We start from the raw sequence: 15,209 nt of genomic DNA, 5'->3' as shown, positions 1-15,209 counted from the left end.
ATTATTCCTCTCTATATTAAAATTATGGTGAACACTTACTAGCAAAAAGAGTGCTAACAACAACACTCATTGACTTTTTCTATTTTTAAAACATTAGGTATCAGTTTAGCTCATTTTACTAATAAAATGTTGCAGGCGTTTTCCACTCTTTCACTATACGAGCATAAAGCAAATTTTTAGCACTTTTTCTTTGTTTAAGTAGTTATTTTATATTTTAGAATATGGCCATTCTTATACCTATGGTGATTAATGCAGGCCTTTTAAGCTAACTAATAACAGTAAGTAAGGTTAAATTTATAGCTTAAATTAATCATTTTAAAATACCTTTGTTTAAGATTATCTGCATGAACAGATTCACTTATCACTATAATTTCTCACATAAACTAATACATACAAACCCGATGATACATTTTGGAAAAATATCCGAGCAAGAGTTCTTAGCTGATTATTGGCAGAAGAAGCCATTGCTCATTAAACAGGCCTTGCCTGGTTTTATCTCGCCCATATCGCCCGAGGAGTTGGCTGGCCTATCACTAGAAGAAGAATTTGAATCTAGACTAATTACTGGATCGATTCAAACTCAGCAATGGTCCTTATCTTCAGGGCCATTTTCAAACTCTACCTTTGAAACACTAACAGAAAAGGATTGGACACTTCTTGTTCAAGGGGTTGATCGCTACATTGATGAGATATACGATTTGGTTAAGCAGTTTGATTTTATCCCTCGCTGGCGCTTTGATGACGTGATGATTTCTTATGCAGCCACAGGAGGTAGTGTCGGCCCTCATTTTGATTATTACGATGTATTTTTACTCCAAGGCAGTGGCAATCGTCGTTGGGAGTTAAGCACTCAATTTTGCAATCTTGATAATTATCTCAAAGGGGTTCCGCTCAGGATTATGGATAAATTTACACCTGAGCAATCCTTCGAAGTTGAGCCGGGCGATATTTTGTATATACCGCCGAAAGTAGCGCACCACGGCGTGAGTACGAGTGATGATTGCACCACCCTTTCCTTTGGCTATCGGTCTTACAATACTCAAGAGATGTTTGCCAAAACGTCACATAACACAGATGATGTGTACTACCAAGACCCAGCCTGGAGTGTTAATAAAGAACCGGCTCTAATTCCTAACACCGCTATACAAATGGCTAACAAGCTGTCTACCATTAGTGATACTGATTTTGCCAAGTTTGTGACTAATCTTGACTCGTCGGCTGTGCAAATTTTGCAAGAATTTGAATACAACCAACAAGATCTAAAATTTAAATTTGGGCCCACTTACCAGCTTCACCCAGCTTGTAAAATTGCTTATTTAAAGCAAGATGAAAAGATCTTGGTATTTCTCAATGGTTCGCTAATCGATACCCAAGGATTGGATTCAGTGGACTTAACTGATTTTTGCAACCGCAGAATGCTAGACGCTAGCAGCTCTCCAGTTTTGACACAACAGTTGTTTGATTTAAATGTTTTATATGAGATTTAATCAAACCTCATGAAATTAGTCTACTGGGTGTTCTTATCTGTCGTTGCCATTTGGTCAACCACACCACTTGCCATACAGTGGTCAACCCTTGGCTCAAGTTTCAGCTTTAGTGTGGCCAGTAGAATGTTCATCGGCTTGATGCTTTGCATCTTGATACTCTTATTCAAACAACAGAAACTCTCACGACACAAACAAGCCTTAACAAATTATCTGTATGCTGGCGTAGGCATCTATATCACCATGAGTTTAGTTTATTACTCAGCTCTAAGCATTCCATCAGGACTAATATCTGTTGTTTTCGGACTAACGCCCATTATTACTGGCGTGTTTGCCCTTATTTTACTTAAAGAAGAATTTTTCTCGCTAAGCAAGATGACTGGGCTTTTGCTTGGACTGTCTGGGCTTTTTATGATTTTTAACCACTCATTTGTATTTGCTGAAACTCTACTAACAGGTTTGGCCAGTGTTACCTTGGCCATGATATTTCAGGCATTTATCTCTGTTAAACTCAAAAAAATTAATGCGCATGTCTCTGCATTAGAAACAACCACAGGTGCACTAATCGTGAGCGTACCCCTTTTTATTATTAGCTGGTTAATACTAGGCGGAGAAATTCCCAACACCAGTTTAAAAGCGGCGTTATCAATTGGATATCTGGCTTTTTTCGGCTCAGTGATTGGCTTTATGTCTTATTACTATTTGATCAAGCACGCCAATGTTCGTGTGGTTGGTATTGTGCCTTTAATAACGCCCATATTCGCCCTACTATTAGGCTCTGCATTTAATAATGAACAATTAACTAGTTCTCAGATCGGTGGCATTAGTTTGGTGCTATTAGGCCTATCCCTCTATGAATATGGCGAAAAAATCTTAAAAAAATACCGCCTATAAAGGCGGTATTTAAACAAGATCTTATTTACGACTTAAAACGGGTGAGTCAAACTTCAACCCCTCCCAACCATAAGTCATAAAATTTCGAATATTTGCATGGGAATCACCCTCGGGTGTATTTAACACATCTTGATAATATTGCCCAAAACAATGTAGTGTTTCTAGCTGAGTTAACTGATGGACTGCGGCAAAACAAAACAACTTGGCACTTCCCTGGTTTTCGTCAATAGAATTTTCAACTTCGCCGTTACTAAAGCTTGCTGGTGTGTAATCATAGTCATCTTCAATTAGCTCAATCAAGTCCTCAAATCGCATTTTTGCGCCTGATCTTAACTCTTCTATATACTCTTCTTGGGTCACACCTATTCTCCTTGTTTTATCAGTCTTTGTTAATTACACAACCATTGGGTTTGGCTTGTTGATATTTATACCGTATTTTTCAACAGCTTGTGCAACAACTGACGCATCCATTTCACCTTCGTCAACCAAAGCCTTTAAAGAGGCAAGCACAACATAACTGGCATCAACCTCGAAAAAGCTCCTAAGTGCAGCACGTGAATCAGAGCGGCCAAATCCATCTGTACCTAGAACTTCATAACGACTTGGCACATATTTTCGTACCTGCTCAGCATGATTTCTCATGTAATCAGTGGCTACAATAACTGGGCCTTTAGCATTTTCTAAACATTGAGTAATGTAAGGTACTTTTGGTGCATCTGTTGTAAATCGATTGACACGGTCAATGGCTTGAGCCTCGCGCGTAAGTTCATTAAAACTAGTTACTGACCAAACATCTGATTTCACATCCCAGTCATCTGCCAACATTTGAGCAGCAACTTCCACTTCTCGAAGAATCGTTCCCGAACCCATTAATTGAACCTGCTTATCACCTGTGCCCACAGTTTTAAGTGCGTACATACCTTTGATAATACCTTGTTCAGCATTTTCTGGCATTTCAGGATGCGTGTAAAGTTCGTTCATTGTTGTAATGTAATAGAAGATATTTTCATTTTTCTCATACATTCTTTCTAAACCACTACGCACAATCACAGCCAACTCAAACGCATATGCTGGATCATACGACACACAATTTGGAATGGTATTTGCTACCAAGTGAGAATCACCATCTTGATGTTGTAAACCTTCACCATTAAGTGTAGTTCGTCCTGCTGTACCACCCACTAAGAAGCCTTTAGCTTGCATATCACCCGCTGCCCAAGCCAAATCACCCACTCGTTGGAAGCCAAACTTGGAGTAATAGATATAGAACGGGATCATGGTAATGTCATGCGTTGCGTATGAAGTAGCAGCAGCAATCCAATCAGAAATTGCGCCTGCTTCATTAATGCCTTCTTGCAATACTTGGCCTTTTTTATCTTCCTTATACCACATGACTTTATCAGAGTCTTCTGGCTGATAAAGCTGACCCGAAGCTGAATAGATACCCAACTGTCTAAATAAACCTTCCATACCAAACGTACGCGCTTCATCTGGAACAATAGGTACAATCTTAGGGCCTAATTGCTTATCACGAACCAATAAGGTCATGATGCGATTAAGTGCCATTGTGGTTGACATCTCACGATCACCACTAGACTTAAGTAGTGCATCAAACACACTTAACTCTGGCGCTTTGATTGTCTCTAAATTAAAAGATCTCACTGGTAAAGAACCGCCCAATTTCTGACGTTTTTGCTTCATGTATTGCATCTCTGCACTGTCATCTGCTGGCTTGTAGAAATTTAACTCCTTAACATCACTCTCAGTTACCGGAACATTGAAGCGTTTTGCAAAACGCTCAACCTGTTTAAGGCCCAATTTTTTCTGTGAGTGTGTGGTGTTTTGCCCTTCACCTGCTTCACCCATGCCGTAACCTTTAACGGTTTTAGCCAGGATAACGGTTGGCTTGTCACTACAAGCTTTAGCTGCATGATAAGCTTGGAATACTTTATATGGATCATGTCCACCACGATCAAGACGATAAATCTCATCATCAGTCATGTGTTCAACCATAGCGAGCAACTCAGGGTATTTTCCAAAGAAATGTTCGCGCACATAAGCACCATCTTTTGCCTTGTAAGCCTGGTATTCACCATCAACCACTTCTTCCATACGTTTTTTAAGTAAGCCGTTGGTATCTTTGGCAAATAGCTCATCCCACTTTCCGCCCCAAACTACTTTAATTACATTCCAGCCTGCACCACGGAACATACCTTCTAGCTCTTGAATAATTTTTCCATTGCCACGAACAGGTCCATCAAGGCGTTGAAGATTACAGTTAACAACAAAAATAAGGTTGTCTAATTTTTCACGCCCTGCCATGGAAATGGCACCGAGTGATTCTGGCTCGTCAGTTTCACCATCACCCAAGTAAGCCCAAACAGTGCGTTTGTCTGTTTGCTTAATTTCACGGTGATGAAGATACTTCATAAAGCGCGCTTGATAAATGGCCATAATTGGCCCTAGACCCATAGATACTGTTGGAAATTGCCAAAAATCTGGCATTAACCATGGGTGTGGATAAGAACTCAAACCACCCTCACCGGATTCTTGACGAAACTTTAACATTTGCTCCTCAGTAATACGACCTTCTAAAAAAGCACGTGAATAAATACCTGGAGAAATATGGCCTTGGAAAAAAATCAAATCTGCACCTTGATCTGCGTCAGGTCCGCGATAAAAATGGTTAAAACCCACTTCGTATAAAGTAGCTGATGAAGCAAATGAGGCAATATGTCCGCCTAACTCATATGGCAGTTGGTTAGCTTTAACTACCATTACCATTGCGTTCCACCTAACCATGGCTGAAATTCTTGCTTCAATATCAACTTCAATATCAGTAGCAATCTCTCTGTCCTTGGTGATACTATTTAAGTACGCTGTATTAACACCTGTTGGCAATTCCATACCTTCATGGTGCGCCATATCAGTTAGCTGATTAAGGATAAATTTAGCTCGGTCTTCGCCTTCAAAGCGAGCAACAGATCTAAAAGCCTCTAACCATTCCAGGGTTTCAGCTGGATCTACGTCTTGATTATTCATAATGTGATATTTTTATAAAATAGATTAATTATCCCAAAATTACATGTCCTTGAAACTTTACTTTAGAAAATACTTTGTAAACAACATTGCACCCATAAAGCCTGTAAATCCAAAGCCAATTTGCCACAACTCATTGCCTGGAAAAAGCTCAATAGCAATTAAAGCGCCAGCAAAAAGCGCCAATAACGGCAATATATATAATTGAAATGCTCTGTAGAATAATTCTTTTGAAGAAATTTGCATAGTGACAAAATCTCCAACAACAACGCCAGGTTTTAACGGCTTATTAAACGTTGTTGCATGACCAAAAGCACTTGCAAGTATGCCAGTTCCGCATCCACTATTAGCAGAACAACTATGACAACCGCCAGAGCGATTCACTTTTAACACCATGGTATCACTTTCGATTTCGATTACTTCAAATTTTTCTTTCATTACGCTTAAAATAGACTACTTATTGACCACTATTTTAGCAACTTATGAGCATCTCACCATCAATCTTTAAAGCCTACGATATTCGTGGTATTGTTGAAAAAGACCTAACTCCTGAAGCTGTTAAGCTGATCGGAATGGCTATCGGCAGTGAATCCATCGCCCAAGGTGAGCGTGGTGTAGTGGTTGGTCGAGATGGGCGATTAAGTGGGCCTGATTTAATGGAATCTTTAAAATCTGGCTTGAAGGAAAGCGGCTGTCATGTGGTCGATATTGGTATGGTACCAACTCCACTGGTGTATTTTTCTACTTACACAAAAGCTGCAAGCAGTGGCGTTATGATCACCGGCTCGCACAACCCACCTGAGTACAACGGCTTTAAAATCATGATCGCTGGCGAAACTCTATCAGGTGATCGTATCCAAGAACTTTACCAACGCATTCAAAATCAGGACTTTAAATCAGGTCACGGCACCTCAACCAAGGTTGACATTGAACAAGACTATATTGATCGAGTTAAGTCCGACATCAAGCTCGACAAACCTCTCAACATTGTGGTGGATTGTGGCAACGGTGTTGCGGGCAATATCGCGCCGAAATTATTTGAAGCACTGGGCGCTAAGGTGACTAAATTATTTTGCCTAATTGATGGCAACTTTCCCAATCATCACCCCGATCCTTCTAAGCTGCACAATCTAGAAGATATTATTAAAGAAGTGATTGATACTGGAGCAGACATGGGCTTTGCCTTTGATGGTGATGGCGACCGACTTGGGCTTATTGACAACAAAGGTAATGTTATTTGGGCAGACCGACAAATGATTCTCTATTCAAGAGACATTCTTGAACGCAATCCAGGTGCCAAAATCGTGTTTGATGTTAAGTGCTCCTCTCTACTTCCAAAAGACATTTCCGAGCACGGTGGTGAGCCAATTATGTCGCGTACAGGGCATAGCTTCATTAAGGCCAAACTCAAAGAAACTGGCGCAGCTTTAGGTGGTGAAATGAGCGGCCATATTTTCTTTAAAGAACGCTGGTACGGTTTTGATGATGCACTTTATACCGGTGCACGCCTACTGGAAATACTCTCAAAAACAGATAAAACCTGCGCCGAAGTTTTTGCCGATTTGCCCGATAGTATTAACACGCCTGAGATTAACATTCATTTTGACGAGCAAGGTGATCAATTTAAAGCCATGGATAAACTGGCTGAAAATGTAAGTTTTGAAGGTGCACAAATTACTACTATTGATGGTGTTCGTGCTGATTATCCAAATGGCTGGGGCTTGGTTCGCCCATCAAACACCACCCCTTGCCTAGTATTACGTTTTGAAGCGGATAACGAAAAAACACTGAAAGAAATTCAAGAAAAATTCAGAATTTGGCTAAAGGCTAACGATATTTCCACTAAAGACTTCTGATTTGCATTATTTCCGAAATTTTTATAAAAACAATCAATTTACAGCTTAAAAAATGACATTTTTCTCTATTTACCGTTAATTTATGGATTTTTTATTCGTAAATTTAGAAAATTTTAGCTTATTCTTAAAATTTTCTAAATTTTGAGCTAATATCATATTCTTTGTCTTTATAGTAAAACGATAAATTATTAGCGTGCAGCATAAGTCTTTCTGCACCTGTTAACTTAAGTCTGCCTTCTACAGATAAATTTTTACATAGATAATCATTAGCTATTTTTTCACTAACACCGTAGATTGGATCGCCCAAAATCGGATGACCAATTGATTCTAGGTGCACTCTTATTTGATGCTGACGGCCGGTAACAGGCATAGCTTTAACCAAAGTTGTATTATTCTCTCTGTTAAACTCTAAAGGCTCTATATGGGTTTTTGAGCGTTTCCCGGTAGGTATTTCGCAGGTCATTTTCATTCTAATGACACTCTGCGCCTTTGCAATTGGCTTGTCGATTGTTATATTGGATTTTATTTGTCCGCTCACCAGCGCTAAATATTGCTTGTTATATTCTCTATGCTCGAACATAGTTTTTAGTACGGTGCTGGATTGCTTATTTTTAGCCACCAGTACCAAGCCAGAAGTCTGCGCATCAATACGATGTGCCAAACTTGCCTCCTCTCCAAAGTGATACCTAACCTCATCTAACAAGCAATATGGCGTCTCTTTTCGCGTTGGATGTACCATAATGCCTGAGGGTTTGTCAAAAACAGCAAAATCCTCAACCTCAAAGATGGGCTTCAATCCTCTTGTATGACCTTCAAAAACGGCCACCTGGATATATTCACCAGTAATTACCTGGCCATTATCCAAGGGGTTTTGCTCATCGTCAAACACTCTTTTTTTAGACAAAAGTTTTTGCGACTTAGAGGCAGATAAGCCAGCTTCATCAAGTAAAAAATGTTGAATTTTTTTACCTTGAATGGCCTTATATTTTTTTAGTACAAAGGGCATGATGTAGCTTAATTAGATTAAAACCTTATATGACTAGCGAAGCCAAGCCTAAAAACGCAACAAAGCCAATCACATCAGTAATGGTAGTTAAAATTACGCCGCCTGCAAGTGCCGGGTCAATTTTAAACTTAATAAGTAAAGATGGTAGGAAGGCGCCTGAAAAAGCAGCAAAAATTAAATTAACAACTATGGCTGACGCAATCACCAAACTGAGTGTTAAGTCCGCAAACCATACGTAAGTTGCTAAGCCAATCACCACCGACCACAGAATGCCATTTAAAAAACCAATGGCTACCTCTTTACTCATTAATACCTTAAGGTTTGAGGTTGTTACCCTACCGGTGGCAATACCACGAGTTACTAAGATTAAGGTTTGTGTGCCAGCAATGCCACCCATAGAGGCTACTACCGGCATTAAAACAGCTAGAGCAATCTTCTCTTGCAGGGTGGCCTCAAATAATCCTATAAAAAACACTGCAACAAATACCGTGATTAAGTTAACCCCTAGCCAAATACTACGACTTTTCGTACTTTCAATCACCGGTGCAAAGACGTCATCTTCCTCGTCAAGTCCTGCCATTGACATTACCGAGTGCTCTGCTTCATCTCTAATAACATCAACCACGTCATCAATAGTAATACGCCCAATTAGCTGATTATTATCATCAACTACTGGCGCTGAAATCAAATCTCTTTGTTCAAATAAACTGGCCACATCACTCTCAGACGTAGTGGCTAAAATTGGTTTAAGATCTTTATTAATTAAAGGCTTAATGCTTTGCTCAGCTTCATTCGTTAGCAAAGTAGAAATATGGATAGAGCCAATGTATTTATAGGTTCTATCCACCACAAACACCTGATCGGTATCAATTGGCATTTCTTTTAATAGGCGCAAGTATCTAATCACTGTGCGCACATTGACATCATCACGCACGGTAATGATGTCGATATTCATCAGTCCACCCGCTGAATCTTCTGGGTAGGATAGCACCTGTTTAAGATGGTCTCGATGCTTGTGATCCAAGGTTAGTAGTAAATTATGTAAAGCAGATTCTGGCAACTCTGGCACAATATCTGCCAAGTCATCCATGTCCAAACCTTCTGTCGCTTTAACAATGCCATCAACACTCATTTCGTTAAGTAGTTGAGACAAAACATCTTCGCTTAAGTCTTTTAGAATATCACCTTGAGTGGCGCTATCAATATTTAACCAAAGTTTAACCCTGTCCTTAGGTGGTACACTTTCCAATAGGCGAGCAATTTCAGCCGAGTGCAAATCGGACAGTTGAGCGCTAGCTTCTTCATACAAAGAGGCCTCCAAAGATGTCATTAATCTTTGGAGGCACTCTTCGAAAGAAGTATTTTCAACTTCTGACATTAACTTTATTTTCCTTGTTGATTAAACTTAAAAACTAAACCCTAGGTCTGCTAATTTTTCCTATGATCGTTAAGTTTTTCTTTGTGCTTTCTAATTTGAACATCTAGCTTATTGACCATTCGGTCAATAGAAACATACATATCATCGCTCTCTGCCTTTGCAAATAAATCTGCACCGCTCACATGAAGAGTGGCTTCTGCTTTTTGAGTGTCTTTTTCAATTTCTAAAATCATATTAATATTAATCACATGATCAAAATGATGTTTAATTTTAGCGAGTTTTTCCTCAGAATGTTGCTTGATCGCATCCGTAATGTCAAGATGGTGGCCAGAAATATTTAATTGCATGTACGCTCCTTTATTAGTTATAAAATGCACTTATATTGTGGCACAACTTTCCTGACAAGGTTGGTGTATTTATCAGTTTTTTAGACAAATAAAAAGGCTCACAAAATTACTTTTGCGTATATAATATAAGCTTTTATACATTTAAATATTCAGGAGATAGACATGGATGCAACTGATCAAAGATCTAACGAATTAAGCGCAAAGAAAATCGCTCTACAAGAAACTTTTAAACTTCACACTGCTGAAAATGGCTTTTCATACGAAGAGTGGATTAGCCCGCCAGCAGGTTCTTTCTACGAGAACTACAAAAAAGATCTAGCAGAAGTTGATAACGAAATGGCTCCAGCAATTACTTACCAATCATAATTTAAACTCTGATTGGTACAAAAGCCCCTAACGGGGCTTTTTTGCTTTTAAAGGAAAAGCTCTAATGTCATATTTAATGTCTAATTACACACCTCTAGCGGTTACCTTTATCAAAGGTAGTGGCTGTCATTTAACGGATGACAAAGGTGAGACTTACTTAGATGCACTTTGTGGTGTTGGTGTCACTGGACTTGGACACGCTCATCCAGAAATTTCCAAAGCAATTCAATCACAATCACAGCAACTCCTACATACTAGCAATTGGTACCATATACAACACCAAGAAACACTTGCAGAAGAGTTGTGCAAACTTGCTAATATGGATGGTGTTTTTTTTGGCAACTCAGGTGCTGAGGCCAATGAAGCGGCGATTAAAATTGCCAGACTGCATGCCCATGCTAACCAGATTGATAAGCCTGTCATCTTGACAGCTAAACAAAGTTTTCATGGCCGTACTATGGCCACCCTGTCAGCTACTGGAAATCCAAAAGTTCAGGCTGGGTTTGCACCTTTGGTTAGTGAATTTATTCACGTTGAGTTTAATGATATTAACGCCATTCAAGCGCATCAAAACAATTCTAAAATTACCGCTGTTATGTTGGAGCCTATCCAGGGTGAAAGTGGTGTTATTGTGCCTGATGCTAACTACCTAAATCAAGTTCAAGAAATTTGCCAAAAAAATAATTGGCTTTTAATTTTAGATGAAGTGCAAACGGGCATTGGCCGAACCGGAAAAATGTTTGCACATCAATACAATCATATTACACCCGATGTATTAACCTTAGCCAAAGGCCTGGGTAACGGCGTTCCAATTGGCGCTTGCTTGGCTAAAGGCAAAGCAGCCAAGCTGTTAACACCAGGCACTCACGGATCTACTTTTGGCGGCAATCCACTAGTCTGTCGCGTGGCTTTAACGGTTTTAGATATTATCAAACAAGATAACATTTTGAACAATGCCACACACATGGGCGAGTACATCGTTGCTAGCTTTGCAGATAAATTAAAATCTGTTGATCACGTACTAGAGATTCGCTCAAAAGGTTTGATGATCGCCATCGAACTCACAAAGGATTGCTCGCAACTATTGCAACAAGCCTTGGATAAAAAACTATTAATTAATATTACCGGCCAATCTATTCGCTTACTGCCGCCACTCATTATTAACAAAGATCAAGCGGATGAAATGATCAATATCATTTGTGAATTAGTCAGCGCACTTTAGCGCAGGAGAATAAAAATGAAGCATTTTATTAATTTGGATGATTTACCCACTGAGGATTTAAATAGCATTATCGATAACGCTATCGCCCTAAAAAAGCAGCATAAATCTGGGGAAATTAATCAAACACTAAAAAATAAAACCTTGGCAATGATTTTTGATAAATCTTCAACGCGAACTCGAGTTTCTTTTGAAGCGGGCATGACTCAATTAGGGGGTCATGCTTTATTTTTATCAGACCGTGATATTCAACTGGGGCGCGGTGAGCCGATTAAAGATAGTGCAATTGTTATCAGCTCTATGGTGGATATTATTATGATGAGAGTATCTTCTCATAAAGATATTAATACCTTTGCAGAGAATGGTTCTGTACCAATCATCAACGCACTGAGTGATGAGTCCCACCCTTGTCAGCTTTTAGCCGATATGATGACCTATAAAGAGCATAATGGCTCAATCCAAGGTAAGACTGTTGCCTGGATTGGCGATGGCAACAACATGTGCCATACTTACATACAAGCGGCTAAAGCATTTGGATTTAAGCTTAACATTGCCACACCTAAAGGCTATGAGCCTGATCAAACATTTATTGACAACTACGCTGATCATATCTCGCTGTTCAATGATGCCGATCAAGCCTGTAATAATGCTGACTTAGTGGTGACTGATGTTTGGGCATCCATGGGTCAAGAGGCAGAGCAAACTAAACGTGAGCTGGCATTTAAGGAATTCCAAGTCGATCAAGCCTTAATGCAAAGCGCCAATGCTAATGCTAGCTTTATGCACTGCCTACCAGCTCATCGTGGAGAAGAGGTTGCTGCTGAGGTGATTGATGGTGAGCAAAGCTTGGTTTGGGATGAGGCTGAAAATCGCCTACATGCGCAAAAATCTTTGTTATTATACTTACTGGATTAGACGTTATTTATCAAGGCCTTTCATCGCCTCTTGGTAAAATTTAACGCCGCGTTCAATTTTGTCTCTACCGCGAGATTCCCGCCAGCGATTAGTATCTCTCAAAGAGTACACACAACCACAATATTCTTGCTGATAGAACTCTTCGCGCTTTGACAGTTCCAACATTCTAGAGGATCCGCCCTGCTTGCGCCAATTAAAGTCCCAATAAGAAACCTCTTGATATGTGCTAGTTGCACGAGCACCGCAGCCATTGATTTGTTTCATATCCTTCCAACGCGAAATTCCTAGTGTTGAGGAGATTAAATCAAACCCATTTTCCTTAGCATACTGAGCAGTAACCTCAAACCTCATGTCAAAGCAAGTTGTACAGCGCGCACCACGTTCCGGTTCGTCTTCTTGCCCCTTGATGCGATCAAACCAATTATCTTTATCATAATCAGCATCAACAAATGGCATACCTAATTTTTGAGCAAAACGAATATTCTCTTCTTTGCGCAATTCATACTCTTCTTTTGGGTGAATGTTAGGATTGTAAAAAAAGATAGTAGTATCAATATGTGAGGCAGCTAATGCCTCCATCACTTCACCTGCGCAAGGAGCGCAGCACGAATGCATTAACAGTTTCTTTTCACCATTGGGTGTTTTTAGGGTTGGACGCTCATACCCATTTAGACTGTAATCTATTTTAGACATGCTTTTACTTGCTTTAACACTTCCCAAGCCTCGCGCTTAAGTTGGTCGTTTTTTAAAATATGACCAGGGTGTTGAATGATAAACATCTTGTCTTTAATGGGAGAAACTTGATCATCCATGACCAAAACAGCTTGGGCATTATATTTGCAAATTTCTTGTGATATTTTATCAATAGGCGATTGAATGCACACAACATCTTGCTTATCCAGTCCCACTGCCGACAGCATTTTATATAAAAAATCTTGCACCACCCCAGGCTCACAAATTGATTCAACACATTCTGTCTCAATCACCAAGCACTGAGTTTGAATTAGCTGAGCACTTGGATTGCCTAAATTTTTAGACGCGTATAAATACCCAGGTATGCCCAACGTATCAAGATAGCGTGCCCTAGGTATGGTCACTAGATTTGAGGGTGAGCCCTATCCGTATCGGCCAGCACTTTATTAAGTGCATGAAGATAAGCTTTGGCACTAGCAATAACAATATCTGTATCAGCACCCTGGCCATTGATAATTTTGCCATTATGCTCTAGGCGTACATTCACCTCGCCTAATGAATCGGTACCTTGAGTTACATTAGATACAGAATACAACTGTAGGTTAACTTGCATATCCAATAGTTTATTAATGGCGCTAAAAGTTGCATCAACAGAACCTGAGGTTTCGGCTGTCATGCTTTTTTCACTGCCATCGATTGAAAGGACGACCGTTGCTTGATTTTTTTCACCAGTCTCACAAGTTACTTTTAGAGAGATTAATTTTATATGCTCGCTTTCAACCACCTGAGTTTCAGATACAAGCGCCTGAAGATCTTCATCAAAAATTTCGTGCTTTTTATCAGCCAACTCTTTAAAGCGTCTAAAGGCGTCATTTAAACTTTCTTCTGAATCAAATTCAACACCAAGCTCAATCAACCTGGCTTTAAAGGCGTTACGCCCTGAGTGCTTGCCCAATACCAATTGATTGGCATTCCAACCCACGTCTTCAGCTCGCATGATTTCATAGGTTTCACGATGCTTAAGTACGCCATCTTGATGAATGCCTGCTTCATGAGCAAAAGCATTCGCACCAACAATAGCTTTGTTGGGTTGTACAATAAAACCAGTCACAGAAGAAACCAGACGCGATGCAGAAAGTATGTGTGTAGTATCAATATTACTGTCACATGAAAATTCATCTTGACGAGTGCGAACCGCCATAACCACTTCCTCTAAAGCTGTATTACCAGCACGCTCACCCAGGCCATTAATTGTGCATTCTACTTGTCTAGCACCATTAAGCACCGCTGATAGAGAATTAGCAACAGCCAAACCTAAGTCGTTGTGACAATGCGCTGAAAAAATAGCTTGATCTGAGTTTGGTACACGCTCAATTAACGATTTAATCGTATTACCAAATTGATGGGGTAAGTTATAACCCACCGTATCTGGAATGTTAATTGTTGTAGCACCCGCAGCAATAGTTGCCTCAATTACACGACATAAGAAATCTTCATCGGAACGCCCCGCATCTTCTGGAGAAAATTCAACATTATCTGTGTATTTTCTAGCACGCTTAACTGCTCTAACAGCCTGCTCAACTACTTGATCAGGTGTCATTTGCAATTTCATTTTCATATGAATATCACTGGTGGCAATAAACGTATGAATACGTGCAGAATTGGCACCTTTAAGCGCCTCTCCAGCACGGTCAATATCCTTGTCCAGCGCTCTAGCCAATGAACAAATAGTAGAATCTTTAACCGTATTGGCAACCGCTTGAACTGCTTCAAAATCACCAGGAGATGCAATGGCAAAACCCGCTTCAATAACATCAACACGCATTTTTTCTAACACCTTAGCAATGCGAACTTTTTCATCTTTGGTCATTGATGCACCAGGTGACTGCTCTCCATCACGCAAAGTTGTATCAAAAATAATTAATTTATCAGACATTTAAGTCTCCTTTTTTCATGTTTTTTCTAATTCTATTGTTTATTGTTTAGCTAAAAAGCCGTACGAGTTAATATCT

General features: G+C 39.7%; 15 protein-coding genes. 6 read left to right on the top strand and 9 right to left on the bottom strand.

The window, feature by feature from the left end; genetic code table 11:
- The first annotated feature begins 401 nt into the window (after positions 1-401).
- Complete coding sequence (locus ABNR88_RS03505; RefSeq protein WP_291926206.1) at positions 402-1,487, top strand: cupin domain-containing protein; 1,086 nt, start codon at positions 402-404, stop codon at positions 1,485-1,487.
- 9 nt (positions 1,488-1,496) lie between these two features.
- Positions 1,497-2,378, top strand: a complete 882-nt coding sequence (locus ABNR88_RS03500; RefSeq protein WP_291926203.1) for a DMT family transporter — start codon at positions 1,497-1,499, stop codon at positions 2,376-2,378.
- Between the two features lie 21 nt (positions 2,379-2,399).
- Here the strand turns inward: ABNR88_RS03500 and ABNR88_RS03495 are convergent, their stop codons facing one another.
- The 3 genes from ABNR88_RS03495 to ABNR88_RS03485 are packed head-to-tail and all read right to left on the bottom strand — an operon-like array spanning position 2,400 to position 5,855.
- Positions 2,400-2,738, bottom strand: a complete 339-nt coding sequence (locus ABNR88_RS03495; protein ID WP_291926201.1) for a HopJ type III effector protein — start codon at positions 2,736-2,738, stop codon at positions 2,400-2,402.
- Positions 2,739-2,771: 33 nt separating this feature from the next.
- Entirely contained in the window at positions 2,772-5,420 is a 2,649-nt protein-coding gene (aceE, locus tag ABNR88_RS03490) for a pyruvate dehydrogenase (acetyl-transferring), homodimeric type (protein ID WP_291926198.1), read from the bottom strand.
- Between the two features lie 57 nt (positions 5,421-5,477).
- On the bottom strand, positions 5,478-5,855 hold the full coding sequence (locus ABNR88_RS03485; RefSeq protein WP_291926195.1) for a SoxR reducing system RseC family protein: 378 nt from the start codon (positions 5,853-5,855) through the stop codon (positions 5,478-5,480).
- Positions 5,856-5,899: 44 nt separating this feature from the next.
- Between ABNR88_RS03485 and ABNR88_RS03480 the strand changes: the two genes are divergently transcribed.
- Positions 5,900-7,273 carry a phosphomannomutase/phosphoglucomutase gene (locus ABNR88_RS03480; RefSeq protein WP_291926192.1) on the top strand — a complete coding sequence of 458 codons (1,374 nt, stop codon included), beginning with the start codon at positions 5,900-5,902 and terminating at the stop codon, positions 7,271-7,273.
- 124 nt (positions 7,274-7,397) lie between these two features.
- On the opposite strand, the gene ABNR88_RS03475 is transcribed toward ABNR88_RS03480, so the two are convergent.
- Genes ABNR88_RS03475 through raiA form a run of 3 tightly spaced genes read right to left on the bottom strand, consistent with a single transcriptional unit; the run spans position 7,398 to position 10,004 of the window.
- Positions 7,398-8,279: an RluA family pseudouridine synthase gene (locus ABNR88_RS03475; RefSeq protein ID WP_291926189.1), complete on the bottom strand. Its 882-nt coding sequence runs from the start codon at positions 8,277-8,279 to the stop codon at positions 7,398-7,400.
- Between the two features lie 25 nt (positions 8,280-8,304).
- The gene (mgtE, locus tag ABNR88_RS03470; protein ID WP_291926186.1) at positions 8,305-9,657 is read right to left on the bottom strand and encodes a magnesium transporter; all 1,353 of its coding nucleotides are present in this window, start codon (positions 9,655-9,657) and stop codon (positions 8,305-8,307) included.
- Between the two features lie 50 nt (positions 9,658-9,707).
- Positions 9,708-10,004, bottom strand: coding sequence for a ribosome-associated translation inhibitor RaiA (raiA, locus tag ABNR88_RS03465; protein ID WP_291926183.1), 297 nt, complete (start codon positions 10,002-10,004; stop codon positions 9,708-9,710).
- Between the two features lie 162 nt (positions 10,005-10,166).
- On the opposite strand from raiA, the gene ABNR88_RS03460 reads away from it, so the two are divergent.
- The 3 genes from ABNR88_RS03460 (at position 10,167) to argF (ending at position 12,504) form a co-directional block, all read left to right on the top strand.
- Positions 10,167-10,370, top strand: a complete 204-nt coding sequence (locus ABNR88_RS03460) for a hypothetical protein (RefSeq protein WP_291926179.1) — start codon at positions 10,167-10,169, stop codon at positions 10,368-10,370.
- A gap of 64 nt (positions 10,371-10,434) precedes the next feature.
- Entirely contained in the window at positions 10,435-11,592 is a 1,158-nt protein-coding gene (locus ABNR88_RS03455; RefSeq protein ID WP_291926176.1) for an aspartate aminotransferase family protein, read from the top strand.
- 15 nt (positions 11,593-11,607) lie between these two features.
- Positions 11,608-12,504, top strand: a complete 897-nt coding sequence (gene argF / locus ABNR88_RS03450) for an ornithine carbamoyltransferase (RefSeq protein WP_291926174.1) — start codon at positions 11,608-11,610, stop codon at positions 12,502-12,504.
- A 3-nt stretch (positions 12,505-12,507) separates the two neighbouring features.
- On the opposite strand, the gene ABNR88_RS03445 is transcribed toward argF, so the two are convergent.
- Genes ABNR88_RS03445 through ABNR88_RS03435 form a run of 3 tightly spaced genes read right to left on the bottom strand, consistent with a single transcriptional unit; the run spans position 12,508 to position 15,133 of the window.
- Complete coding sequence (locus ABNR88_RS03445; protein WP_291926172.1) at positions 12,508-13,197, bottom strand: epoxyqueuosine reductase QueH; 690 nt, start codon at positions 13,195-13,197, stop codon at positions 12,508-12,510.
- A complete protein-coding gene (locus tag ABNR88_RS03440) occupies positions 13,185-13,601 on the bottom strand; it encodes a hypothetical protein (protein ID WP_291926169.1) in 417 nt (138 codons plus the stop codon). Before ABNR88_RS03440 ends, ABNR88_RS03445 begins: the two co-directional genes overlap by 13 nt.
- Positions 13,601-15,133 (bottom strand): 2-isopropylmalate synthase, encoded by a 1,533-nt coding sequence (locus ABNR88_RS03435; protein ID WP_291926166.1) that lies wholly within the window; start codon positions 15,131-15,133, stop codon positions 13,601-13,603. Before ABNR88_RS03435 ends, ABNR88_RS03440 begins: the two co-directional genes overlap by 1 nt.
- Positions 15,134-15,209: the final 76 nt, after the last annotated feature.

It is taken from the genome of uncultured Candidatus Thioglobus sp. (genome assembly GCF_963981275.1).
In the GTDB taxonomy this organism is placed as follows: domain Bacteria; phylum Pseudomonadota; class Gammaproteobacteria; order PS1; family Pseudothioglobaceae; genus Thioglobus_A.
The sequence above is the reverse complement of the archived record's forward strand: the minus strand, read 5'-3'. Positions and strand labels throughout refer to the sequence as shown.

Excerpts from the sequence above, each read along its gene's own strand:
- ABNR88_RS03505 (WP_291926206.1), top strand. The coding sequence starts at position 402 with ATGATACATTTTGGAAAAATATCCGAGCAAGAGTTCTTAGCTGATTAT.
- ABNR88_RS03500 (WP_291926203.1), top strand. The coding sequence starts at position 1,497 with ATGAAATTAGTCTACTGGGTGTTCTTATCTGTCGTTGCCATTTGGTCA.
- aceE (WP_291926198.1), bottom strand. The coding sequence starts at position 5,420 with ATGAATAATCAAGACGTAGATCCAGCTGAAACCCTGGAATGGTTAGAG.
- ABNR88_RS03485 (WP_291926195.1), bottom strand. The coding sequence starts at position 5,855 with ATGAAAGAAAAATTTGAAGTAATCGAAATCGAAAGTGATACCATGGTG.
- ABNR88_RS03480 (WP_291926192.1), top strand. The coding sequence starts at position 5,900 with ATGAGCATCTCACCATCAATCTTTAAAGCCTACGATATTCGTGGTATT.
- ABNR88_RS03475 (WP_291926189.1), bottom strand. The coding sequence starts at position 8,279 with ATGCCCTTTGTACTAAAAAAATATAAGGCCATTCAAGGTAAAAAAATT.
- mgtE (WP_291926186.1), bottom strand. The coding sequence starts at position 9,657 with ATGTCAGAAGTTGAAAATACTTCTTTCGAAGAGTGCCTCCAAAGATTA.
- raiA (WP_291926183.1), bottom strand. The coding sequence starts at position 10,004 with ATGCAATTAAATATTTCTGGCCACCATCTTGACATTACGGATGCGATC.
- ABNR88_RS03460 (WP_291926179.1), top strand. The coding sequence starts at position 10,167 with ATGGATGCAACTGATCAAAGATCTAACGAATTAAGCGCAAAGAAAATC.
- ABNR88_RS03455 (WP_291926176.1), top strand. The coding sequence starts at position 10,435 with ATGTCATATTTAATGTCTAATTACACACCTCTAGCGGTTACCTTTATC.
- argF (WP_291926174.1), top strand. The coding sequence starts at position 11,608 with ATGAAGCATTTTATTAATTTGGATGATTTACCCACTGAGGATTTAAAT.
- ABNR88_RS03445 (WP_291926172.1), bottom strand. The coding sequence starts at position 13,197 with ATGTCTAAAATAGATTACAGTCTAAATGGGTATGAGCGTCCAACCCTA.
- ABNR88_RS03435 (WP_291926166.1), bottom strand. The coding sequence starts at position 15,133 with ATGTCTGATAAATTAATTATTTTTGATACAACTTTGCGTGATGGAGAG.